The sequence below is a fragment of the Dactylosporangium sp. NPDC005572 genome, assembly GCF_040605515.1.
In the GTDB taxonomy this organism is placed as follows: domain Bacteria; phylum Actinomycetota; class Actinomycetes; order Mycobacteriales; family Micromonosporaceae; genus Dactylosporangium.
Genome location: NZ_JBEXCY010000141.1, coordinates 1 through 23,390, shown reverse-complemented (window position 1 = coordinate 23,390; position 23,390 = coordinate 1). Strand labels below are relative to the sequence as shown.

The 23,390-nt window shown below is 75.0% G+C and carries 12 protein-coding genes and 1 pseudogene; all 13 read right to left on the bottom strand.

Going from position 1 to position 23,390, the window contains the following annotated elements:
* Positions 1-160: 160 nt before the first annotated feature.
* Complete coding sequence (locus tag ABZS66_RS42700; RefSeq protein ID WP_354768197.1) at positions 161-1,567, bottom strand: family 43 glycosylhydrolase; 1,407 nt, start codon at positions 1,565-1,567, stop codon at positions 161-163.
* On the bottom strand, positions 1,564-2,844 hold the full coding sequence (locus ABZS66_RS42695; RefSeq protein ID WP_354768195.1) for a SidA/IucD/PvdA family monooxygenase: 1,281 nt from the start codon (positions 2,842-2,844) through the stop codon (positions 1,564-1,566). Before ABZS66_RS42695 ends, ABZS66_RS42700 begins: the two co-directional genes overlap by 4 nt.
* 23 nt (positions 2,845-2,867) lie before the next feature.
* Positions 2,868-3,518 carry an isochorismatase family protein gene (locus tag ABZS66_RS42690; protein ID WP_354768193.1) on the bottom strand — a complete coding sequence of 217 codons (651 nt, stop codon included), beginning with the start codon at positions 3,516-3,518 and terminating at the stop codon, positions 2,868-2,870.
* A 3-nt stretch (positions 3,519-3,521) separates the two neighbouring features.
* Positions 3,522-5,114: a (2,3-dihydroxybenzoyl)adenylate synthase gene (locus ABZS66_RS42685; protein WP_354768191.1), complete on the bottom strand. Its 1,593-nt coding sequence runs from the start codon at positions 5,112-5,114 to the stop codon at positions 3,522-3,524.
* Positions 5,104-6,288 carry an isochorismate synthase gene (locus ABZS66_RS42680; protein WP_354768189.1) on the bottom strand — a complete coding sequence of 395 codons (1,185 nt, stop codon included), beginning with the start codon at positions 6,286-6,288 and terminating at the stop codon, positions 5,104-5,106. Before ABZS66_RS42680 ends, ABZS66_RS42685 begins: the two co-directional genes overlap by 11 nt.
* 28 nt (positions 6,289-6,316) lie before the next feature.
* Positions 6,317-7,048, bottom strand: a complete 732-nt coding sequence (locus ABZS66_RS42675) for a 2,3-dihydro-2,3-dihydroxybenzoate dehydrogenase (RefSeq protein ID WP_354768187.1) — start codon at positions 7,046-7,048, stop codon at positions 6,317-6,319.
* Positions 7,049-7,128: 80 nt separating this feature from the next.
* Positions 7,129-8,514 carry a cation:proton antiporter gene (locus ABZS66_RS42670; protein WP_354768185.1) on the bottom strand — a complete coding sequence of 462 codons (1,386 nt, stop codon included), beginning with the start codon at positions 8,512-8,514 and terminating at the stop codon, positions 7,129-7,131.
* Positions 8,507-9,310 carry a siderophore-interacting protein gene (locus tag ABZS66_RS42665; protein ID WP_354768183.1) on the bottom strand — a complete coding sequence of 268 codons (804 nt, stop codon included), beginning with the start codon at positions 9,308-9,310 and terminating at the stop codon, positions 8,507-8,509. Before ABZS66_RS42665 ends, ABZS66_RS42670 begins: the two co-directional genes overlap by 8 nt.
* Positions 9,307-10,089 (bottom strand): alpha/beta fold hydrolase, encoded by a 783-nt coding sequence (locus tag ABZS66_RS42660; protein WP_354768181.1) that lies wholly within the window; start codon positions 10,087-10,089, stop codon positions 9,307-9,309. The genes ABZS66_RS42665 and ABZS66_RS42660 overlap by 4 nt, the downstream gene beginning before the upstream one ends.
* The gene (locus tag ABZS66_RS42655; RefSeq protein ID WP_354768179.1) at positions 10,080-11,783 is read right to left on the bottom strand and encodes an ABC transporter ATP-binding protein; all 1,704 of its coding nucleotides are present in this window, start codon (positions 11,781-11,783) and stop codon (positions 10,080-10,082) included. Before ABZS66_RS42655 ends, ABZS66_RS42660 begins: the two co-directional genes overlap by 10 nt.
* Complete coding sequence (locus tag ABZS66_RS42650; protein WP_354768177.1) at positions 11,776-13,428, bottom strand: ABC transporter ATP-binding protein; 1,653 nt, start codon at positions 13,426-13,428, stop codon at positions 11,776-11,778. Before ABZS66_RS42650 ends, ABZS66_RS42655 begins: the two co-directional genes overlap by 8 nt.
* Complete coding sequence (locus tag ABZS66_RS42645; RefSeq protein WP_354768211.1) at positions 13,425-21,593, bottom strand: amino acid adenylation domain-containing protein; 8,169 nt, start codon at positions 21,591-21,593, stop codon at positions 13,425-13,427. The genes ABZS66_RS42650 and ABZS66_RS42645 overlap by 4 nt, the downstream gene beginning before the upstream one ends.
* Before the next feature lie 384 nt (positions 21,594-21,977).
* Positions 21,978-23,255: pseudogene (locus ABZS66_RS42640) on the bottom strand (non-ribosomal peptide synthetase); the annotation flags it as partial.
* Positions 23,256-23,390: the final 135 nt, after the last annotated feature.

Sequence of the window (23,390 nt, the reverse complement as noted above, 5' to 3'; positions counted from 1 at the left end):
GGGCGGGCTTCGGGGCCTTCAGCGACGCGGCTGGACGCTGGGCAGCCAGTGCTGGGCCAGGGCGTCGACGTCGTCCGGGGTGAGCGGCCGGCCGAGGTCGCCGGCGGCCGGTGACGGCCGGAGTCCGTCGATGAGCAGCTGCAGGTAGCGGACCGCGCGGTCAGTGCGCGCCGTAGGTGAAGCGGCGGACCGTCGTCGGCACCGGCAGGCGGTCGAAGCCGATCACGCGGCCGGTGAAGCCGCCGGCCACCTCCGTGGACAGGTAGCGGCCGTCGAACGACGCCAATGCCACGAAGCCGTCGGCGCCGACGTGGCCCAGCTCGATCAGGTCCGGGGGCGCGAGGGGGCCGAGGCCGTCCGGGGGCGGGACCGTGCGGATGGCCAGGGTCACCGGCGAAGGTGCCGGGGCCGCCGCGAGGGTCTGGGTCAGCTGGCCGACCGTCGCCGACGCGGTCAGCGTCCCGTCCGACAGTGCCACGCTCACGTGGTGCCGGGCGTCCAGGCGCAGCGCGAGGCGGGCGGCCGGGGACGTCACCGAGGCGGAGGCCTGCCACCACGGGTCGGCCGCGCGGACGCCCAGGAAACCCTCCCCCGGAGCCAGCGTCAGACCGTCGCCCACCGACGTGAACGCCGACGGGTGGTCGCCCAGGGCGATCCACCGCGGGTCCAGCACCGCGAAGTCGTCGTCGAAGGCCGTCGGCACCACCGGGACGTCGAAGCGGGACTCCTCCACGAACGGCCAGTCGCCGTCCCACCGGATGCCGGCCAGGAACGTCTCGCGGCCGTTGACGTGGAACATCGGGGTGCCGCCACGGGGGCGCACACCGAGGTACACCATCGCCCAGGAGCCGTCGGGGAGCTCGACGAGGTCGGCGTGGCCGGTGTTCTGGACCGGGTGGGTCGTGCTGCGGTGGGTGAGGACCGGGTTGGCCGGGTGCGGCTCGAACGGGCCCGAGATGTCCCGGGACCGGGCGACCGCCACGGTGTGGCCGCGCTCGGTGCCGCCCTCGGCCAGCACCAGGTACCAGTAGCCGCCGCGGCGGTACAGGTGCGGGCCCTCGGGATGGGCGAGCCCGGTGCCGCTCCAGAGCCGCTCCGGCGCCGAGCGCAGCGCGCCGGTCGACGGGTCGACGCGGGCCTGCTGGATGCCCTCGCCGCACCACGTCAGGTAGCAGGTGCCGTCGTCGGTCCAGGTGAGGTCGGGGTCGATGCCGACCGCGCCCGTCGTGAAGACCGGGTCGCTCCACGGGCCGGCCGGGTCCTCCGCCCACACGATGAGGTGACCGGCGTCGAAGCGGGCGACGTCCGTCGTGATCATCCAGAACCGGCCGCCGTGGTGGCGCAGCGTCGGCGCGTAGATGCCGCTGCTGCCGGTGCCGGCGGGCGGCGGGAGCTGGCCGGGCCGGTCGAGGGCATGGCCGATCCGGCGCCAGTGCAGCAGGTCGCGGCTGGTGGAGATCGGCACCCCGGGCAGATACTCGAACGACGAGTTCGCCAGGTAGTAGTCCTCCCCGACCCGGCAGACCGACGGGTCGGGGTGGAACCCGGGGAGGACCGGAAGCGTCACACGAGAACGCTATCAGCGACCACGAGCGGAAGCCGGTTGGCGGCGACCGACGCGACGATCTCACCCGCCCGTACCGCCACCGCCGACAGCAGCGTCGACGTGATGCCGTGCGAGTGCTCGGTGCCGCCCTGCACGTACACGCCGGCCCGCAGGCCCTCGCCGGTCGCCACCCGGTAGTCGCGGCCGACCCGCAGCAGCCGCTCGTCGTCGCGCAGGCAGTGCGGCCCGGCCCGGCCGAGCAGCGACACGGCGTCGACCGGGCGGTAGCCGGTGGCGTAGACGATCGCGTCGGCGGTCAGCGCCGTGCGGTCGCCGGTCGGCAGGTGCTCGACGACGGCGGTGACGCCGTCAGGCCGCGGGGTCAGCTCGGCGACCCGGGAGGCGTTGAGGATCCGCAGGCGGCGGTGGCCGAGCACCTGCTCGCGGTAGGACCGGCGGTACAGGTCCTCGATGAGGTCGCCGTCCACGACCGAGTAGTTCGTGTTGCGGTGGTAGTCGAACAGCATCCGCTTGACGTCGGCCGGCGCGTCGAAGTACAGGTCGACGGCCCGCGGGTCGAAGATGCCGTTGACGAAGTTGCTGTCGTCGGCCGGGCTGAAGCCGTAGCGGTAGAACACCGCGCAGACCTCGGCGGACGGGAACCGGTCGTGCAGGTACGCGACCGACTCGGCGGCGCTCTGGCCGGCGCCGACGACGACGAACCGCTGCGGCCGCTCGACCTCGAACGCGCCGGCCCGGTGCAGCAGGTCGAGGTTGTGCCACACCCGCTCGGACGCCACCACGCCGGGCGGCAGGGTGGCCTCCAGGCCGACCGCGACGACCACGTTGCGGGCCCGCAGGACGCGGCCGCCGGCGACGACGTCGACCAGCTCGCCGCCCTCCACCGGCACCACGTCGGTGACGGTGTGGCCGTAGTGGACCGGCACGCCGACCCGGTTCGCGGCCCACTCCAGGTAGTCGTGGAACTCCACCCGCAGCGGGTACATCGACTTGTAGTTGATGAACTCGGCGAGGCGGCCCTGGGCGTGCAGGTACGACACGAAGCTGTAGTCGCTGGACGGGTTGCGCATGGTCACGAGGTCCTTGAGGAACGACACCTGCATGGTGGCGTCCTCGAAGAGCATGCCGCGGTGCCAGCCGAACCGCTCCTGCTTCTCCACGAACACGGCGGAGACGGGCGTGTCGGAGCGGGCGTTGTGCTCCTCGATCGCGATGGCGAGGGCCAGGTTCGACGGCCCGAAACCGATGCCGACCAGGTCGTACACCGTGGAGTTCATGGGATGGCCTTTCGGTGGGCGGGTCACGGGCGGCCGGCGTCGGCGGCGAGGAGGCACTCGGTGACCTCGGCGGCCGTGGCCACCACCCCGCAGCGGTCGGCGACGTGGCGCAGGGCGTCGCGGTGGTGCGCCGGGCTGAAGTCCGCGACGGCGTCGGCGACCACGAACGGCTGCAGGTCGCGCATGAACGCGTCGAGGGTGGTGGCGAGCACCCCGATGTGCGCGTAGACACCAGTCACGATCAATTGATCGCGATCGCCGAGGATCGATGCCAGGGGCGTGCCGACGAAGGCGCTGTAGCGGCGCTTGGTCAGCAGGACGTCGTGCGGTCCGGGCGTCAGCGCCTCGACGATGGCCAGGGCCTGCGGGTCCGGCGGCGGCCCGTCGCCCCAGAAGTCCTGCAGCAGGCCGCGTTCGGCGCGGCCCTGGCCGCCCGGCTGGGCCGAGTAGACGACGGGCATGCCGAGCTCGTGGGCGTGCTTGCGCAGCACCGCGATGTTGTCGACGACCCGGGCCAGCAGCGCCCGGTCGGCGGTGCCGAACGGGGCCAGGAAGTACCGCTGCATGTCGTGGACGAGCAGCGCGGCGCGGGCCGGGTCGGGCCGCCAGTCCACCTTGGACCGGGCGAGGCCGAAGCCGGTCGGGACGGGGTACGGGGTGATTCGGGGCAGCATGGTTCAGCCTTCCTGCAGGGAGCGCAGCGCGGCGCGCAGCTCGCGCCGGCTGACCTTGCCGACGCCGGTGATCGGGAACGCGTCGAGGACCTGGAGCCGGTCCGGGATCTTGTACCCCGCGAGGCCGCGCTCCCGCAGGTAGCGGCGCACGACCGGCAGCGTCAGGGCCGTCGCGTCCGTGCCGCTGCCGGCCCGGACGACGACGAAGGCGCAGCTGCGCTCGCCGAGGTACGGGTCGGGCACCGCGACGACGGCCGCGTCGTGCACGGCCGGGTGGGTCAGGAGGTGGTTCTCGACCTCCTCGGCGGCGATCTTCTCCCCGCCCCGGTTGATCTGGTCCTTGGCCCGCCCCTCGACGACGAGGTAGCCGTCGTCGCGCACCCGGACCAGGTCGCCGGTGCGGTAGAAGCCGTCGGCGGTGAACGCGGTGTGGTTGTGCTCGTCGGCCCGCCAGTAGCCGCGGATCGTGTACGGGCCGCGGGTGAGCAGGTGCCCGACCGTGCCCGGCTCGACCGGCCGGTCGTCGTCGTCGACGACGAGCAGCTCGTCGTCGGGCGAGATGGGCCGGCCCTGGGTGTGCAGGACGACGTCGTCGGGGTCGTCGAGGCGGGTGTAGTTGACCAGGCCCTCGGCCATGCCGAACACCTGCTGCAGCCGGCAGCCGAGGACCGGGGTGACCCGTTCGGCGACGGAGCTGGACAGCTTGGCGCCGCCGACCTGCAACACGTCGAGACTGGACAGGTCCGACCGGTCGGTCACCGCGTCGAGCCAGAGCAGCGCCAGCGGCGGCACGACAGCCGTGATCGTCACCCGCTCGCGGGCGATCAGCGGCAGTACCGTCGCCGGATCCGGACGCCGGGCGAGCACCACCCGGCCGCCCGCGTGGAACACCCCGAGCACCCCCGGCGAGGACATCGTGAAGTTGTGCGCGACCGGCAGCACGGCCAGGTAGACGCTGTCCGCGGTGAGGCCGCAGATCTCGGCGCTGGCCCGCACGCTGTAGAGGTAGTCGTCGTGGGTGCGCGGGATGAGCTTCGGCAGCCCGGTGCTGCCGCCGGAGAGCTGCAGGAACGCGGTCTCGCCGGGCCACGGCCCGGGCGGCAGGGCGCCCGGCGGGTCGTAGAGGCCGGCCAGCGCGACGTGATCGCCGGGGTCCCCGGCGACGATCACCGTCGCCGACCCCGCCACGGCGGCGAGGGTGCGGTGGTCGAAGCCCTCGTGGACGTCGGTGGTGACGAACGCGACCGCCTCGGTGTGGGCGCAGAAGTAGCCGATCTCGGCCGAGCGGTGGGCGGGCAGCGCGAAGACCGGCAGCGCGCCGAGGCGGAACAGGGCGAAGATGACGTCGAAGTACTCGGCGGCGTTGGGCAGCTGCACGACGACCCGGTCGCCGCGGCGCACCCCGAGGCGGTGCAGGCCGGCGGCCAGGCGCAGCGCGTTGTCGCGCAGCTCCCGGTAGGTGACGTGCCGCTCGCCGTCGACGACCGCGACCCGGTCGCCGTGCGTGGACGCCCGCTCGCGCAGCAGGTCGTCGAAGGTCTGGCCGGTCCAGTAGCCGCGCTCCCGGTACCGCCGGATGAACTCCTCAGGCCACATCGGAGCGCTCCTGGCGGTCGAGGCCGAGCGCCGCGAGCATCGTGCCGAGCTTGGCGGTCGTCTCGGCGAGCTCGGCCGCCGGTTCGGAGTCGGCCACCACGCCCGCGCCGGCGAACAGGTCGAGGCCGCCCGGGTCGGCGGTGGCGCACCGGATGGTGACCGCCCACTCCCCGTCGCCGGTCGCGTCGACCCAGCCGACGAGGCCGGTGTAGAGGCCCCGGTCGAACGGCTCCAGCTCGGCGATCGCGGCGCGGGCGGCGGCGGTCGGCGTGCCGCACACCGCGGGCGTCGGGTGCAGCGCGGTCGCGAGGGTCAGCGCGGACACGGCCGGGTCGGCGACCGTGCCGGTGACCAGGGTGGACAGGTGCCACATCGTGGCGGTGCCGACGAGCGACGGCTCGGCCGGCACGGTGAGCTCGGTGCAGTACGGGCGCAGCGCTTCGGCGACCGCCTCGCTCACCACCGCGTGCTCGTGCCGGTCCTTGGCCGAGCGCAGCAGCGCGGCGGCGCGGCGGTGGTCCTCGACCGGGTCAGCGCTGCGGGCGGCGGACCCGGCGAGCGGGTTGGCGGTGACGGTCCGGCCGCGCCGGGAGACGAGCAGCTCGGGGCTGGCGCCGAGGAGCGTGCGGCCGGCGCCGAGGTCGACGCCGAAGGTGTACCCGCCGGGCTCCCGGGCGGCGAGGGCCCGCACCACCGGGGCCGGGTCGAAGCCGGGCGCGTCGACCCGCAGGGACCGGGCCAGCACCACCTTCGTGTAGGCGCCGGCGCGGATCTGCCGGACCGCCTCGGCGACGGCGGCGGCGTAGCGGTCCGGCGACGGCACCGGCCGGACGCCGGCGACGGTCACCGGGAAGTCCACTATGGACTGAGCGGTTGGCGGGCCGCCCCGGCGCAGCCGCTGCGGCACGACGAGCTGCGCGGCGGCGCCGGGCGCGAACGGCACGGCGCCGACGACGGTGCGGACCTCGTGGCCGGCCGCCTCGGCGACGCCGAGCACGGCCTCGACGCGCCGTGCCAGGTCGGCCTGTCCGTCGGGCCGGCCGGACGGCGGCACCGCGAAGTAGGTGCCCTCGGCGAGGAGGGTGCCGCGGGGCGAGGCGAACAGCGACGAGCTGCCGGGGCGGTAGCCGGCGAGCAGCTCGGCCGCTGTCGTCGCGGCTGACAGGGTGGTCACGCGGGGTTCTCCCTTCGGGCGGCGGCGCTCAGGCGCGCAGCGTGGCGCCGCCGTCGACGTACAGGTCGTGCATGGTGATGTGCCGCGCCCGGTCCGAGGCGAGGAAGAGCACGGCGTCGGCGATGTCCTCCGGCTCCGCGATGCGGCCGAGCGGGATCCCCACCCGGAACGCGTCGGGGTCGCCCGCGATCACGGCGGCCGGCCCGTCGCCGGTCCAGAGCGCGCGCTGCATGGCGGTGTCGGTCGAGCCGGGCGCGACGACGTTGCAGCGGATGTTGTACCGCGCGAGCTCGAGCCCGAGGCTCTTGGTGAAGTGGGTGGCGGCCGCCTTGGACGCGGCGTACGCGGCCATGCCGGCGCGCGGGACGCCGGCCGCGTTCGACGACACGGTCACGATGACGCCGGCGCGCCGCGGGATCATCCGCCGGGCGACGGCCCGGCTGGCGTGGAAGACCCCGGTGGCGTTGACCGCGAACGTGGCCGCCCAGTCGTCGTCGGCGTAGTCGACCACGGCCCCCGGGCGCAGCACCCCGGCGACGTTGACGAGCACCCCGATCGGCCCGGTGCGCTCGACCTCGTCGACGAGCGCGTCCACCTGCCGGGCGTCGGCGACGTCGGTCACGTACGGGGTGATGCCCGGGTGGCCCTCGACGCCCTTGGGGTCGCGGTCGGCCGCGGCCACCGCCACGCCCTGGGCCGCGAACGCGAGCGCGACCGCCCGCCCGATCCCCTGCCCCGCCCCGGTGACCAGCGCGGTCATGCGGCCTCCGCTTCGCTCCAGCCGCATGCCTTCCACGCTGAGCCCCTGATGACCGGCCCCTCCGCTGCGCTCCGGACCGGTCATGACGACCTCCCGGCGAGGGCCAGCTCGCGCTCGGCCTCGGCCTGCGTCTGCTCGACGCGGGCCATGGCGCGGCGCAGGATCGGCGGGCCCATGACCGAGGTGACGACGGCGATGAGGACGACGACGGTGTACGTCGCGATCGACAGCACGCCGAGCCGCAGGCCCGTGGTGGCGACGACGACCTCGACGATGCCGCGGGCGTTCATCCCGGCGCCGAGCGCGATGCCCTCCCAGTGCGTCAGCCGGCTGAGCCGGGCACCGAGGTAGGCGCCGGTGAACTTGCCGACGATCGCGATGGCGAGCAGCGCGACGGCCGCGACGAGCACCTTGGGGTCGGCGAGGGCGGTCAGGTCCATCCGCAGGCCCGCGGTCGCCATGAACAGCGGCGCGAGCACCGACAGCACGACGGTCCGCAGCGGCAGGAGGTCCTGCCACACGCCGCGCCCGGCCCGCGGGGTCTCCGGCTCGACGTGCAGGTCGACGGCGGCGTCCCCGGGCGCCGCCCGGCGGCGTTCGTCCTCGGCGCGGACCAGGCCGATGAGGATGCCCGCGACGAACGCGCCGAACAGCGCCTCCATCTTCATCGCGTGGGTGGCCGCCGCGCCGAGCAGGATGATCACGACCGAGACGGTGACCCGGGGGCCGCCGTCCCCGGCCCGGCCGGCCAGCCGCAGCGCCCACCGGACGAGCGGGCGGCCGACGAGCAGCGCGGCGGCGACGAAGCCCAGCAGGTACACCACGGAGAGCGTGACCGTGCCCGCGTGCACGCCGGTGGTGGCCGCGGCCGACACGACCGACAGCAGGAACCAGCCGACGGCGTCGTCGACCATGCCGGCGCCGAGGGTCAGCTGGCCGATGTCGCGGTGCAGCAGGCCCATGTCGGCGAGCGTCTTGGCGATCACCGGGATCGCGGTGACGCACATGGCGACGCCGAGGAACAGGGCGAAGACCTCGCGCTCGGAGCTGTCGGTGAGCAGCGCGGCCGGGACGACGAACCCGGCGCCGATGCCGAGGGCGAGCGGGATGAGCAGCCCGCCGAGGCTGACCCGCACGCCGGTGGCGCCGCGGCGGCGCAGCATGGCCACGTCGAGCTGCGCGCCGGTGAGGCCGACGAGCAGCAGCACGCCGAACTGGCCGACCGCGTCGAGCAGGTGCAGCTGGTCGGCGTCGGCCGGCAGCACGAACGACAGGGCGCCCGGCGCGAGCGCCCCGAGCAGCGACGGGCCGAGGATGACGCCGGTGAGCAGCTCGCCGACGAGGGCCGGCAGGCCGAACCGGGTGGCGAGCCGGCCCAGCGCGAGCGCGACGAGCAGCAACAGCGCCGCCTGGAGCAGGAAGACCAGCAGGGCGTGTGGGTCGAGGCTGGGTACCGGGTTACTCATCGTCGTCCTCGTGGTGGTCCAGGTTCACGGTGCCGCGCTTCCAGTAGCCATCGATCTCCAGCCAGTCGCGGTTCAGGCCGAGGCCGCGCAGGTGGCGGCGGATGGGTTTGAGGCCGGTGGCCTCGCCGGCGACCCAGGCGTAGCCGTCGCCCGCGGGCAGCGCGGCCGCCGGGATCGCGGTCCCGAGCGACTCGCCCCGGTCGCGGTGCAGCCAGCGGACGGTGGCCGCGGTCTTCGTCGCCAGCTCCTGCTCCTCGCCGGCGTCGGCGACCTCGACGAACGCGAGCACGGTCGCGCCGTCGGGGAGCTGCTCCAGCCACGCGGCGAGGGCGGGCAGGGCGGTCTCGTCGGCGCCGAGGAGGTACCAGTCGAAATTGAACGGCACCACGTTCGAGCCGCGCGGGCCGAGGATCCCGACCCGGTCGCCGGGCGCCGCCTTCGCCGCCCACGACGCGCCCGGGCCGTGACCGTGCAGGGCGAAGTCGATGTCCAGCTCGCGCTGCTCGGGGCGCAGGTACCGCACGGTGTAGTCGCGGTAGGTCGGCAGCGGCGAGCCGGGCGGCGGCGGTTCCAGGCCGTCCTCGCCGAGCGTCGGCATGACCGGCAGGCCGGCGCCCGGCTGGGGGAAGAAGACCTTCACGTGGTCGTCGGGGGCGCCGTAGCGGAAGCCGTCGAGCTGCTCGCCGCCCAGCGTCACGCGGACCATGCGCGGGGTGAGCCGGTGCACCCGGCGGACCTCCAGCAGCCGTGGGGTGAGGTCGTGCCAGACGAGTTCGACCTCTCGGGCGATGCTCATGCGGTCTCCTTCAGGAAGGCGAGCAGCTCGGCGTTGAGCCGGGCGGGCTGTTCGAGGTAGCCGTAGTGGCCGGCGTCGGGGATCTCGGCGTAGCGGGCGCCGGGGATGGCCTTGGCGACCTCCTGGCAGCCCGCGGCCGGCGCGATGAGATCGTCGGCGAACCCGACCACCAGGCAGGGAACGGTGATCCCGGCGTAGGCGTCGAGGCGGTCGACGTCGGCGCCGAGCTCCAGCCGGGTGGCCCCGTCGCCGCCGGGCGCGGGGAGCTGGAACACGTCGAGCCAGTCGCGGGCCTGCCGGTCGTCGGCGATCGTGCGGGGTGAGAGGTTCAGGGCGGCGCGGACCATCGCGCTGTACTCCGGGGGCAGCATCCTGCCTTGGAGCGCCCGCTCGGCGTCCTCCATGGCCTGGCGGAACACGTTCCGGCCGCCGAACACGGCCATGAGCACCGCCCGGTCGACCAGGTCCGGCCGTTGCAGGCAGACCTCGGCGGCGATCCGGGCGCCCATCGACGAGCCGGCGACCCGGCACGGGCCCAGCCCGAGCCGCTCGATGAGGGTGATCGCGTCGGCGACCTGGCCGGCCGCCGTGACCACGGGCGGGGTGTCGCTCGGCGGGATGCCCCGGGTGTCGAACGTGACCACCCGGTAGCCGGCCGCCACGAGCGCCGGCACCTGGTGCAGGTGCCAGGTGCGGCCGCGGGCGCCGGTGCCGGCGATGAGCAGCACGGCCGGGCCGGCGCCGCGCTCCTCGTAGTGCAGGCCGTCGATCAGCGGCATTGCTCCTCCAGGACGGTCTCCGCGACGACCCGGCCCGCGTGCAGGCGCACGACGCGGGGCAGGCGGTCGATGGTGGTCTGCCGGTGGGCGATGACGAGCACCGTGCGGTCCTCGCGCAGCCGGGCCAGGGCGGCCTCGATGCGGTGCGCCGTCGCCGGGTCGAGGTCGGCGGTGGCCTCGTCCAGGATCAGTACCTCGGGGTCGATCATCGCGGCCCGCAGCAACCCGACGAGCTGCCGCTCCCCGGCCGAGAGCCGCTCGCCGCGCCGGCCGAGGTCGGCCTCGAACCCGCCGGGCAGCCCGGCGACCCAGCCGGTCAGCCCGAGCCGGTCGGCGGCCCGCGCGAAGTCGTCCCGCGCCGGCCGGCCGGGCGTGAGGGCCAGGTTGTCGGCGAGCGTGCCGCCGATGAGGTGCACCTGCTGCGGGATGAGCACGAGCCGCCGGCGCAGCTCGCCCGGATCGAGCGCGGCCAGGTCGGCGCCGTCGAGGCGGACGGTGCCGGCGTCGGCCCGGTACAGGCCGCAGAGCAGCTTGGCCAGGGTCGTCTTGCCGGAGCCGGTCTCGCCGACGAGGCCGGCGTGCTCGCCCGGTCCGAAGTGGACGGTCACGTCGTGCAGGACCGGGTGGCCGCCGCGGTAGGCGTAGGTGACGCCCTCGGCGGTGAGGCCCTTTTTCTTCGTCGCCGGCCCGGGATGCTCGGCGACGGGCGCGGTGGCGTCCAGCAGGTCGAGCAGCCGGGCCAGGCCGGTGCGCGACTCCAGCAGCTCCCCGGCGACGAGGGTGAAGTCGTCGACCGAGCTGAACAGGTCGCGGCTGGCGAGCACGAACGTCACCACGACGCCGACCGTCACCACGTCGGCCCCGGCGAGCAGGCCGCCGCCGACGAGCAGGGCGGCGGTCGTGAGGCCCTGCACGATCCAGGTGCCGTCGATCCAGGTGGCAGCGCGCTGGGCGGTGCGGGCGGTCGCGTGGTAGCCGTCGGCGTCGGCCCGCAGCCGCGCCAGCCAGGCGCCGGTCGCGCCGTCGAGCTGGAGCTGCTCGCGCGCCTGGAGGCTCTCGGCGAACGTGGCGGCGACGGTGGCCTGGGCGGCGGCCTCGGCCGGATAGGCGCGCCCGGCGGCCCGCCGGAAGATCCGGGCGAGCAGCCACATCGGCGGTGCGAACACGACCAGGAGCAGGGCGGACAGCTGCCACGACGAACCGATCAGGACGATCGTGGTGAAGACGAGGTAGCCGCCGAGCGAGATGAGGTCGGGCAGCTGGCTGCGCACGAACGTGGCCAGCTCGGCGACCTCGACGGTGGAGCGCTGGAGCAGGTCGCCGCCGCGGTGGGCCTCCAGGAACCGCAGCGGGGTGCTGCCGAGCCGCTGCACGACGAGGTCCCGCAGGCCGTGGACGACCCGCTCACCCGCCTTCGTGAGCAGCACCTCGGACGCGCGCAGCAGCAGCATCCGCGCGACCACCAGGCCGAGGACCGCGCCGGCGGCGACCAGCAGCCCGTGGCGGTCGTGGTCGAGGAGCCGGTCGACGGCCCGCCCGATGAGCACCGGCACGAGCGCCAGCGCGAGGGTGGAGAGGAGGTTGACCGCGACGGCGGCGCCGATCGCCCGGCGGTGCGGTCGCAGGTGCGGCCAGGCGCGGCGGAGCACCTGCCGCTGGTCCGGCTCCTCGCTGAGCATGCGCACGTCAGCCACGCCCCACCAGCTCCCCCGCGGTTTCCTCGGTGTTCTCCAGGTCGACGACGCGGTCCGCGGCGGCCACCACGGCCGGGCGGGAGGTGGCGAACACGATCGTGACGCCCAGGCCGCGCAGGCCGTCGAGGATGCGGCGCTCGGTGGCCCCGTCGACGGCCGAGGTCACGTCGTCGAGCAGCAGGACCCGGGCACCCCGCAGCAGGCCACGCGCGAGGGCGAGGCGCTGCAGCTGGCCGCCGGAGACGGCGCTGCCCCGCTCCCCCATCTCGGTGCCGAACCCACCGGGCAGCGACTCGACGAAGTCGAGGATCGCCGCGACCCGGCACGCCTCCCGCAGGTCCGCGTCGCTGATCCGGGCCCGCCCGAGCCGCAGGTTGTCCTCGATCGTGCCGGACAGCAGCAGCGGCCGCTGCGGCACCAGCGTGACGGCCGCCCGGACGTCGTCGAGGGCGGCGTCGCGCAGGTCGGTGCCGCCGTACGTCACCCGTCCCGTCGCCGGGTCGGCCAGCCGCGCGAGGAGCCGCAGCAGCGTCGACTTCCCGGTCCCGACCGCCCCGGTGACGGCGACGAACTCCCCGGGCTCGACGGCGAGGCGGGGCAGCCGCAACGTCCGCCCCTCGGTTTCCACGGTGAGGTCCTCGGCGCGCAGCGCGCCGGTCGTGGACAACTTCACCGGGTCCGCGGGGTCCTTCAGCGCCGGGGCGGCGTCGAGGACCGCGCCGATGCGGCCGGCCGCCGTCCAGGCGTCGCCCAGCTGGTTGAAGCGGAACGTGAGCATCATGACCTGCCGGCCGAGCAGCATCATCCAGCTGGCGAAGGCGACCAGGCCGCCGACCGAGAACCGGCCGTCGAGCACCGCCAGGCCGCCGGCGGCGACGCCGACCGCCGTCGCGAGCCACGGTACGAACGGTGCGTGCGCCGACCAGGCGGCGGCGACGCGGGCCAGGGCCAGGGTGCGGTCGCGGACGGTGGCGCTGGCCGCGTGGTGGCGCTCGACGAGGACGGTCTCGCCGCCGAGGCCGCGGACCGCGGTACTGGCGGAGAGGAGATCCTCGACGGCGTCGGCGCGGGCGCCGTGGGCCGCCGACAGGGCCGCGTTCGCGCGTTCGTAGCGGCGCGGGTACCACAGGTTGACCACCACGAGCAGCGGCACCGTGGCCAGCCCGACCAGCGCCAGCAGCGGGTCCAGGGTGGCTACGACCGCGATGACGGCCACGAACCCGAGCAGGCCGCTGGCCAGCGACGGCACCGTCGACAGCCAGACCACGACCGTCTCGACGTCGCGGGTGGCCCGCACGACGAGGTCGCCGGCCGAGAAGCGGTGCGCGGTCGTGGCGTCCCAGCCGAGCACCCGCCCGGCCAGCCGCAGCAGGAGGGCGTTGCCGGTGCGCACGGCGGCGAGCGTCGACCACCAGCGCATCGCGAACTCGGCGCCGGTGAGGCCGGCGGACACGGCGAGGGCGGCGCCGGCCCACAGCAGCAGGGCCCGCCGGTCGCCGGTGGTGATGCCGGCGTCGAGCGCCCGGCCGAGGCACCAGGGCAGCAGGATCAGGCCGGTCTGGTACCCCAGGCCGCCGACCCACGACGCTCCCACGCCACGGGCGGAGCGCCGCAGCGCCCACCGCAGCACGTTCGCCGGGGTCATGCGGCCACCTCCGCGAGCTTCTCGACGGTCTGCAGCTCGACCAGGTCGCGCAGCCGCAGCTCGATCCCGGCGGCGCGGGCCCGGCTGGTCAGGCGCATCGCCGCGATGCTGTCGCCACCGAGGTCGTAGAAGCTGTCGTCGGCGCCGACCCGGTCGAGGCCGAGTGCCTCGGCGAACAGCGCGGCGAGCCGCTCCTCGCGGGGGCCGGCGGGCGGGCGGCCGGCGGCGTACGACGGCCGGGGCAGCGCGGCCCGGTCGAGCTTGCCGTTGACGGTGAGCGGGACGGCCGGGATCGGTACGACCGCGGCCGGCACGAGGTGGGCGGGCAGCCGCTGTCCGGCCCAGGCGCGCAGCCCGGCGCCGTCCACGTCGTCGGCGTCGCCGACGACGTAGGCGACCAGCCGGCCGCCGTCGGCGACGACCACCGCCTGGCGCACCCGCGGGTGGCCGGCGAGGGCGGCGGCGACCTCGCCCGGTTCGACCCGGTGCCCGCGGATCTTCACCTGGTCGTCGGCGCGGCCCAGGTAGTCGAGCCGGCCGTCGGGCGTCCAGCGCACGACGTCGCCGGTGCGGTACAGGCGGGCGCCGGGGACGCCCGGGAACGGGGAGGCGACGAAGCGGCCGGCGGTGAGGCCGGGCTGCCGCAGGTAGCCGAGCGCGAGCTGGGCGCCGCCGAGGTACAGCTCCCCCGCGACGCCGGGTGGCACGGGCCGCAACCGGGCGTCGAGGACGTAGGCGGTGGTGTTGGCGACCGTGCGGCCGATGATGGCCCGCGGCACCTCCTTGACCCGCTGTACGACGGCATCCACCGTGCATTCGGTGGGGCCGTAGAAGTTGTAGGACTCCGTGTCCGGCAGCGCCGCCAGGGCGGTCCACAGTGGATCCGGTACCGCCTCGCCGCCCACGCCGAGCACCGCCAGGCCGGCGGCGTCGAAGCCGGCCGCGAGCACCTGCTCGAGGTGCGACGGCGCCAGCTCGACGACGTCGATGCCGCGGTCGCGCAGCAGCGCGGCGAGCAGCCGCGGGTCGCGCCGCGGCTCGTCGGTGACCAGGTGCAGCTCGTCGCCGCCGAGCAGGGCGAGCAGCGGCTGCCACGACGCGTCGAACGCGAACGACCAGTTGTGCGCGACCCGCAGCGGCCGGCCGAGCCGCCGCGCGGCCGGGCCGAGGATGCGGTGCCGGTGGCTGTGGAACAGGTTGACCACGGTCCGGTGCGGCACGAGCACGCCCTTGGGCCGGCCGGTGGAGCCGGAGGTGTAGATGACGTACGCGGGGTGGTCGGGGCCGGGCCCCGCCGGCACCGGCCCGTCCGGCAGTGGGCCGTCGAGGTCGAGGACCGGGGTGCCGGGCGGCAGCAGGTCCACGGTGGACCGGTCGGCGAGCGTCACCACCGGGCGGGCGTCGTCGAGCATGGCGGCGACGCGGGCCGGCGGGTACTCGGGGTCGATCGGGAGGTACGCGGCGCCGGACGCCATCGCGCCGAGGATGGCCGGGACGATGTGCTCGCCGCGGGGCAGCAGCAGCGCGACGATCGTCCCCGGCCCGGCTTGGACGGCGGCGAGGGCGGCGGCGACGCGGTCGGCGTCCTGAGCGAGCCGGCGGTACGACCAGATCCTCGAATTGACGACGAGCGCGGTCGCGTCGGGGGTCCGGTCCGCCCACCCGCGCACCAGGCCGGGCAGGGTCGCCGGCTCGACCGGCAGTTCCCCGGCGTTCCACTCGACGAGGATGCGGTGGCGTTCGGCCGTGGTGAGGGCGTCCGTCCGGTCGGTCGGCCGGCCGAAGTCGGCGACGACCTCCGCGGCCAGGGCCACCAGGCGGTCGAGCAGCAGGCGCGCGGTCGCCGCGTCGAAGAGGTCCGGGCGGTACTCCAGGGCCAGGTGCAGGCCGTCGTCGTCCGCGGCGACCAGGGTGAGCGGGTAGTGGGTGGCGTCGCGGCCGGTGACCCCGGCGAGCTTCAGGCCGGCCGCGCGCTGGCTCTCGTCGAGCCGCTCCTGGTCGACCGGGTAGCTCTCGAAGACCACGAGCGTGTCGAACAGCGCGCCGGCGTCGGTGAGCTGCTGGATGCGGGCCAGCCCGAGGTGCTGGTGGTCCAGGAGCGCGGCCTGCTCGGCCTGGAGCCGGCCGAGGAAGCCGGCCCAGGTCTCGCCCGGGCTGAGCCGGACCCGGACCGGGACGGTGTTGATGAACAGGCCGATCGTGTCGCCCATCTCCGGCGGCCGGCCGGCGACGGTGGCGCCGAAGACGACGTCGTCGCGGCCGGTGAGCCGGCCGAGCAGCACCGCCCACAGGCCCTGGACGAGCGTGTTCGGGGTGAGGCCGTGCGCCCTGGCGAGGGCGGCCGTCGCGGCGGGCAGCTCGGCGGTGACCTCCCCCGGCAGGCCGCCGGTGCCGGTGGCGCCGGGCGCGACGAGCGTCGGCTCGGTCAGCCCGGCGAGCGCGTCACGCCAGGCGGCGACGGCCGCGGCGGTGTCGGCGGCGGCAAGGCCGGCGAGGAAGTCGCGGTACGGGCGGGCCGGCGCGGGCAGCGTCCCGGCGTACGCGGCGAACAGCTCACGGGCGACGAGCGGGCCGGACCAGCCGTCGACGAGCAGGTGGTGCTGGGTGAGGACGAGCCGGTGCCGGTCGGCGCCGAGGCGCAGCAGCAGGAACCGCAGCAGCGGCGGCGCGGCCGGGTCGAACGGCGCGGCCCGCTCGGCGTCGGCGAGCCGGTCGGCTGCCGCGCGGCGCTCGGCCTCGGGCCGGCCGGTGAGGTCCTCGGCCCGCCACGGCGGCGCGAGGGGCCCGGGGATCGCCTGGACCGGCACGCCGGCCGCGGTCGTGGTGAACGCGGCGCGCAGGTTGGGGTGGCGGTCGAGCAGGGTGCGGGCGGCGGCGGCGAGCCGCGGCTCGTCGAGGGCGCCGTCGAGGTCGAGCTGCTGCTGGACGGTGTAGACGTCGCCGGCGGCGTCGAGCGCGTGCAGGTAGTACAGGCCCTCCTGGAGCGGGGTGAGGGGCAGCACGTCGGTGAGGCCGGGGTACCGCGCGGACAGCTCGTCGAGCCCGTCCTGGTCGACGGGGGCGAGCACGTCCGACGGGGTGAGGCCGCCGGGTGTGCCGGCCAGCTCGTCCAGCGCCGCGGCCCACGCGTCGAGCAGCGCCCGCACAGCCGGCTCGGTGAGCACCCGGTGCGGGTACACGGCCGAGATCTCCAGCCGACCGTCCACGATGGACGCCTCGACGGCGAGGGCGTGGCGGGCGGGCAGGTCGTCGCCCGCGTCGCCGCGGGGTGCCTCGCCGGGAACGGGCGTCCACGGGGCCGCGTCGCCCGCGCCCTGGGCGCGGCCCAGGTAGTTCAGCTGGATCGGCGGCGTCGGCAGCGCGGCGAGCGGCGCCGACGTGGCCGGGTTGAGGTGGCGGAGCAGGCCGTAGCCGATGCCGCCGTCGGGTGCGGCCCGCACCAGCTCCTTGACCAGCTTCAGCCCGGCCCCGGCGGGCAGCCGCAGCGGCCGGATCGTGGTGAACCAGCCGACGGTTCGCGACAGGTCGGCGCCCGGCAGCAGCGCCTCCTCGCGGCCGTGGCCCTCCAGCTCGACGAGCAGGTCCCGGCCGGGTGCGGCGGCGGCCAGGCCGGCGAGCAGCACGTCCTGGACGGTCGCGCGGTACGCCGCGGCGACCCCGGTGACGTCGGCGGCGACCCGGACGGTCACCTGGTCGAGCGTGCCGAGCGTGTCCTCCGGCTGCAGTTCCAGGTCGGCGAACAGCGGTTCGGGGCCGTCGAACTGGGACCGCCAGTACGGCAGCTCGGCCGCGCGCCGGCCGGCCTGCGCCTCGAGCGCCCGGGCCCAGGCCCGGAACGGCGTGCCCGGGGGCGTGCCGGAGCCCGCCAGGTCGGCCAGGACGAGCGGCCATGACACGGCGTCGACGGCGAGGTGGTGCACGGTGAGCCGCAGCCGGTCGCCGTCGAGCGACGCGCTCAGCATCCGGCCGGCGGCCGGGTCGAGCGCCGCGTCGAGCAGGCCGGCCGCGTCGACCGCCCCGGGCGGCGGCACGTCCAGGCCGGTGCCGGTCCACCGGGCGCGCAGCAGGTCGTGCCGGTCGAGCAGGGCCTGCAGGCGCTCGGTCAGCTCGGCCGCGGTGAGCCCCGCCGGCACCCGCACGAGCAGCGACTGGCTGAGCCGCGGGTCGGCCGCGTCGAGCTCCAGCATGACGGGCGTCGCCGGTACGAAACCCCATCCTTCGGCCGCATCGCGGGCCTCCTCCGGGACGCGCTCGGCCACGGCGGCGAGGCCCTCGACCGTGGGCCGGTCGAAGACGTCCCGCGCGGTGATCCGCCAGCCGGCGGCCCGGGCGCGGGCGGTGAGCTGCAGCGCCAGGATGCTGTCGCCGCCGAGGGCGAAGAAGCTGTCCCGCACCCCGGCCCGCGGCAGGCCGAGCACGTCGGCGACGAGTCCGGCGAGGACGGTCTCGGCCTCGTTGCGCGGGGCGTCGTCGCCCGCCTTCCCGGCGAAGTCGGGCGCGGGCAACCGGCGGCGGTCGAGCTTGCCGTTCGGGCTGAGCGGCAGCTCGTCGAGGCGCACGAACGCGGCCGGCACGAGGTGCTCGGGCAACGTGCGGGCCAGCTCGGCGGCCGGGTCGGCGGGTCCCGCGCCGACGAGGTAGGCGACGAGCCGCACGGCGGGGCCGTCGGTGCGGGCCACGACGGCGGCGGCGGTGATCCCGGGCAGGGCGGTGAGCGCGGCCTCGATCTCGCCTGGCTCGACCCGCAGGCCGCGGATCTTCACCTGGTCGTCGGTGCGGCCGTGGTACTGCAGGGCGCCGTCCACGACCCGGGCGAGGTCACCGGTGCGGTACAGCCGGTCGCCCGGCCCGCCGAACGGGTCGGCGACGAACCGCTGGGCGGTGAGGCCGGGCCGGTGCAGGTACCCGCGGGCGAGCTGGACGCCGCCGAGGTACAGCTCGCCGGTGACGCCGGGCGGGACGGGCCGCAGCCACGGGTCGAGCACGTGCAGCCGGGTGTTCCACACCGGCCGTCCGATGGGGACGGTCGTCGCGTCGGCGGCGGTGTCCACGGCGTGCTGGGTGACATCGACGGCGGCCTCGGTCGGGCCGTACAGGTTGTGCAGCTCGACGCCGGGCAGCACCGCGCCGAACCGGCGGGCCAGGTCGGCCGGCAGGGCCTCGCCGCTGCAGATGACCCGCCTGAGCGGCAGGTCCTGCGCGTCGGCGTCGGCCAGGAACGCGCGGAGCATCGACGGGACGAAGTGGACGGTGGTGACCCGCTCGCGGCGGATCAGGCCGGCGAGGTACGCCGGGTCGCGGTGCCCGTCGGGTCGCGCGACGACCAGGGTGGCCCCGGTGAGCAGGGGCCAGAAGAACTCCCAGACGGACACGTCGAAGCCGGCCGGGGTCTTCTGCAGGACCCGCTCGCCGGGTGACAGGCGGTACACCTCCTGCATCCACAGCAGCCGGTTGACGATGGCCCGATGGCTGACGGTGGCGCCCTTGGGCCGGCCGGTGGAGCCGGAGGTGTAGATGACGTACGCGGCCGCGTCGCCCGGCACGTCGACCCACGCTGCGGGCGTACCGGGTTCCTCGTGCGCGTTGTCGGGTGTGACGACGATCGTGGCGCCCGAGTCGGCGAGCAGGTAGCCGTTGCGCTCCTTCGGGTGCGAAGGATCGAGCGGCAGGTAGGCGGCGCCGGCGCGGTGCACGGCGTGCAGGGCGACAACGAGGTCGATCGATCTGGGGAGCGCGACGGCGACCACCGTCTCCGGCCCGGCGCCCCGCTCGCGGAGCCGGGCGGCGAGCCGGCCGACGCGCGCGTCGAGCTCGGCGTAGGTGAGCGTCGCGTGCTCGTCGACGAGCGCGACGGCGTCAGGCGTGCGCGCGACCTGCGCCGCGAACAGCGCCGGCAGCGTCGTGTCGGGCACCGGGTGGGCGGTGTCCGGCGTGTCGGCGGGCGCCGGGAGCGCCCGGCCGACGGGGGTCGCCGGGGCGGCGGCCAGCTCGGCGAGCAGCGCGCCGTACCGGTCGAGCACCTCCTCGGCGGCGCCGCCGGTGAAGACGTCGGTGCGGTAGGCGAGGCCGAGGCGCAGCCGCTCGCCGGGCGCGACGGCCAGGGTGAGCGGGTAGTGCGGCGCGTCGTCGCCGGTCACGCCGGTCATCCGCAGGCCGCCCCCGCCGGTCGCGGCGTCGAGGCCGGCGGCGTCGAGGGGGTAGCTCTCGAAGATGGTGAGCGTGTCGAACAGCGCGCCCCCGTCGTGGCCGGCGAGTCGCTGCACGTCGGTGAGCGGCAGGTGCTGGTGGTCGAGGAGCCGGGCCTGGTCGTCGCGCATCCGGTCGAGCAGCGCGGTCCACGGCTCGGCCGGGTCGAGCGGCACGCGGACGGGGAGCGTGTTGATGAAGAAGCCGATCATGTCCTCGACCCCCGGCACCTGCGCCGGGCGCCCGGACACGGTGGTGCCGAAGACGACGTCGGTGCGGCCGGTGAGCTGCACCAGGAGTACCGCCCAGGCCGCCTGGACGATCGTGTTCAGGGTGACCTGCCGGTCCCGGGCCAGCGCGACGAGCCGCTCGGTGACCTCGATCGGCAGCTCGCGTTCGAGCTGGCCGGGCCGGGCGGCGAGGGCGGCGGTCGCGGTGGGGGCGACCAGGGTGGCCTGGTCGAGCCCGGACAGCGCGGCACGCCAGGCTGCCTTGGCCGCGGTACGGTCGATGGCGCCGAGCCAGCGCAGGTAGTCCCGGTAGCTGCGGGGGGCGGGGAGGTCACGGCCGGCGTAGAGGTCGAACAGTTCGCGGACGGCCAGCGGCGTCGACCAGCCGTCGAGGATCGCGTGGTGGTTGACGAGGACGAGCCGGTGCCGGTCCGGACCGGTGCGCAGCAGGCTCATCCGCAGCAGCGGCGGCGCGGCGAGGTCGAACGGCCGGCCGTCGTCGTCCTCGTCGCTCCAGGGCAGCTCGACCCGTTCGCTGACGACCTGGCGGAGGGCGCCGCCGGGCCCGGGGACGAACGAGACCCGCAGCGTGTCGTGCCGGTCGAGCAGGGCCTGGCCGGCGGCGCGGAGCCGCTGCGGGTCGAGGGGCCCGGCGAGGTCGATCTCCTGCCGGACGACGTACGGGTCGACGTCCCCGGCCACGGCCGCCAGGAACACGAGGCCTTCCTGCAGCGGCGACAGCGGCCACACGTCGGCGAGCCCGCCGTCGCGCCGCTCGAGCGCGTCGACCTCGTCCTGGCCGAGCCCGGGCAGCGTGAGGTCGCTCGGCGTCCGGCCGCTTCCGTCCAGTGTGGACAGTGTCGCGAACCAGTCGTCGGCGAGTGCCCTGACGTCGGACTCGCCGAACACGCCGTCCGGGTAGGTGATGGCGGCGACGAGCCGGTCACCGACGATCTCGGCGTTGATCTCCAGGGCTTTCGTGAGGGGCATGGCCGGGTCGGCGTCGCCGCCGAGCCCCCCGACCGGCGTCCAGGCGCCCTGTTCCTGTGGTGTGTCGCTTACCCGGCCGAGGTAGTTGAACAGGATCTGCGGCTCCGGCCTTCGTTGCAGTTCGGCTCGGGTCGTGGGGTTGAGCCACCGGAGCAGCCCGTACCGCGCGCCGCGGTCGGGGACGGCCCGCAGCTGCTCCTTGACCTGTTTGACGGCGTTCCCTTGCGGGTTGAGCCGGACCGGATACTCGGTGGTGAACCAGCCGACGGTACGGCTGAGGTCGCTGCCGGGCACGAGGTGCTCCTCCCGCCCGTGCCCTTCGAGCTCGACGAGCACGTCGTTCCGCCCGGTCCGCCGGGTGACGGCGCGGGCCAGCGCGGCGAGCAGCAGGTCGGCGACGGTGGCGTGGGGCGCGCTCGGGATGCGCGCTTCCGGAAGCTCGACGACGACGGTGCGGGCGCTGGCGACGGTGTCCAGGGCGGGGTCGACGGCCCGCCGGCCGATCGGCGGTTCGGCCTCGCTACCCGTCACCCCCAGCCAATAGTCGAGCTGCGAGGTGTCCTGAGCGGCGGCGACGAGCCCGTCGGCCCACTCCCGGAACGAGGTCCCGCCGCCGGGAAGCTCGGGCGCCCGCCCATCGACGACGGCAGCCCAGGCGACGGCCAGGTCGCCGAGCAGGATCCGCCACGACACCCCGTCGACGACGCTGTGATGGATGGCAACCCGCACCCGGTCGCCGTCGTGGACGACGTCGAGCATGACCCCTCGGTCGGGGTCGAGCCCGCCGCCGGCGGCGCCGACCCGGACAACCCGCGCGGCGGGGACGCTGCCCGGCGGCGGAACGGTGAGCCCCGTGGCCGTACGGGTGGCGCGAAGCAGATCATGCCGATCGAGCAGCACCTGGACAACGGCACGGAGCCGATCCAGGGTGAGCCCGTCGGGGGCAAGAAGCTCCATCGACTGGCTGTACCGCCCGGATGCCCCGGCCTCTCGCAGCCAGGCGAGCATCGGGGTGTCGGGCAGCTCCCCGACCCCACTCCCGGCGACAGCACCCCTAGGCGCTTCATCGGCGACCGCAACGGAGGCAAGCGCGGCAACGGTCCGCAACTCAAACACCTGCCGCGGCGTGATCCGCACCCCAGCCGCCCGGGCCCGCGCGACAAGCTGGATGCTGACGATGCTGTCCCCACCGAGCGTGAAGAAGCTGTCCTCGACCCCGACGCCGGGCAGCCCGAGCACTTCGGCAAACAGCCCGGCAAGGGTGGCTTCGGCAGGCGTCCGGGGAGCGTCGCCACCGACAAGCCCACCGAAGTCGGCAGCGGGCAACGCTCTGCGATCAACTTTCCCAGCGACGGTGACCGGCATTTGCTCAAGCCCTACAAAGGCAGCTGGCACCAGATGCTCGGGCAGCCGCGAGGCAGCGAACTCCCGCAACCCGGTGACGTCCCCGACCACGTAGGCGACCAGCCGCCCATCAACGGCAAGCACAACAACCTGCCTGACATCGGGATGCTCCCCAATGACGGCAGCAACCTCGCCAGGTTCGATCCGGAACCCACGGATCTTCACCTGATCATCGGCCCGCCCAACAAACTCCAGCGACCCGTCGATGGCCTGGCGTACCACATCCCCGGTCCGATACATCCGCTCCCCAACCCGGAACGGATCAGCAACAAACCGAACCGACGTCAGCCCGGCGCGGCCGAGATACCCACGCCCGAGCTGGGCCCCGGAAAGGTAAAGCTCACCAGCAACCCCAGGCAGCACAGGCCGCAACCACTGGTCCAGAACGTAGGCCCGGGTGTTATCGGTCGGTCGACCGACCGAAGGCGTATCGGTATCAGCAACCCACGCCAGCAGGGTGTCAACAGTGCACTCGGTCGGCCCGTACAGATTGACCCCAACGGTGCCCGGCGCGTCCCGCAGCGCGGTCCAGATCCGGGGGTCGGCGGCCTCACCACCGAGCGCGACGAGCGCCGGCCGGTGCCGGCCTTCGGAGCCCACGGAACCTTCTGAGCCTTCTGAGCCTTCGGAACCTTCTGAGCCTTCTGAGCCTTCGGCGAGGAGCCCAGCATCGACGAGTGGGCCGGCCAGCGACGGAGTGATGTCCAGGAAGTCGATGCGGTGCTCGACGACGTAGGCAACAAACATCGCCGGATCACGCCGAGTTTCATCATCCAGCAGATGCAACTCATGCCCAGCGACGAGCCACAACACCCCCTCCCAGGAGGTGTCGAACACCGTCGCCGCAGACAACGCCGCACGAATTCGGGATCGCTGCATGAACCGCGCCCGATGATGGTCAAACAAGTTCCGCAACGAGGCATGCTCAACCAGCACACCCTTCGGCCTACCCGTCGAACCCGACGTATAGATCAGATACGCAGCCGATCGAGGATCCAACGCCGACGGAAGCAACACCGACCGAAGCTCGACACCCGCACCCGCACCCGCACCCGCACCCGCACCCGCGTCCGCACCCGCGTCTGCGTCTGCCGCCGCCTCACGCAGCAACTCCGGTGTTACAACAACCACCGGGTCCGCATCCTTCAATAA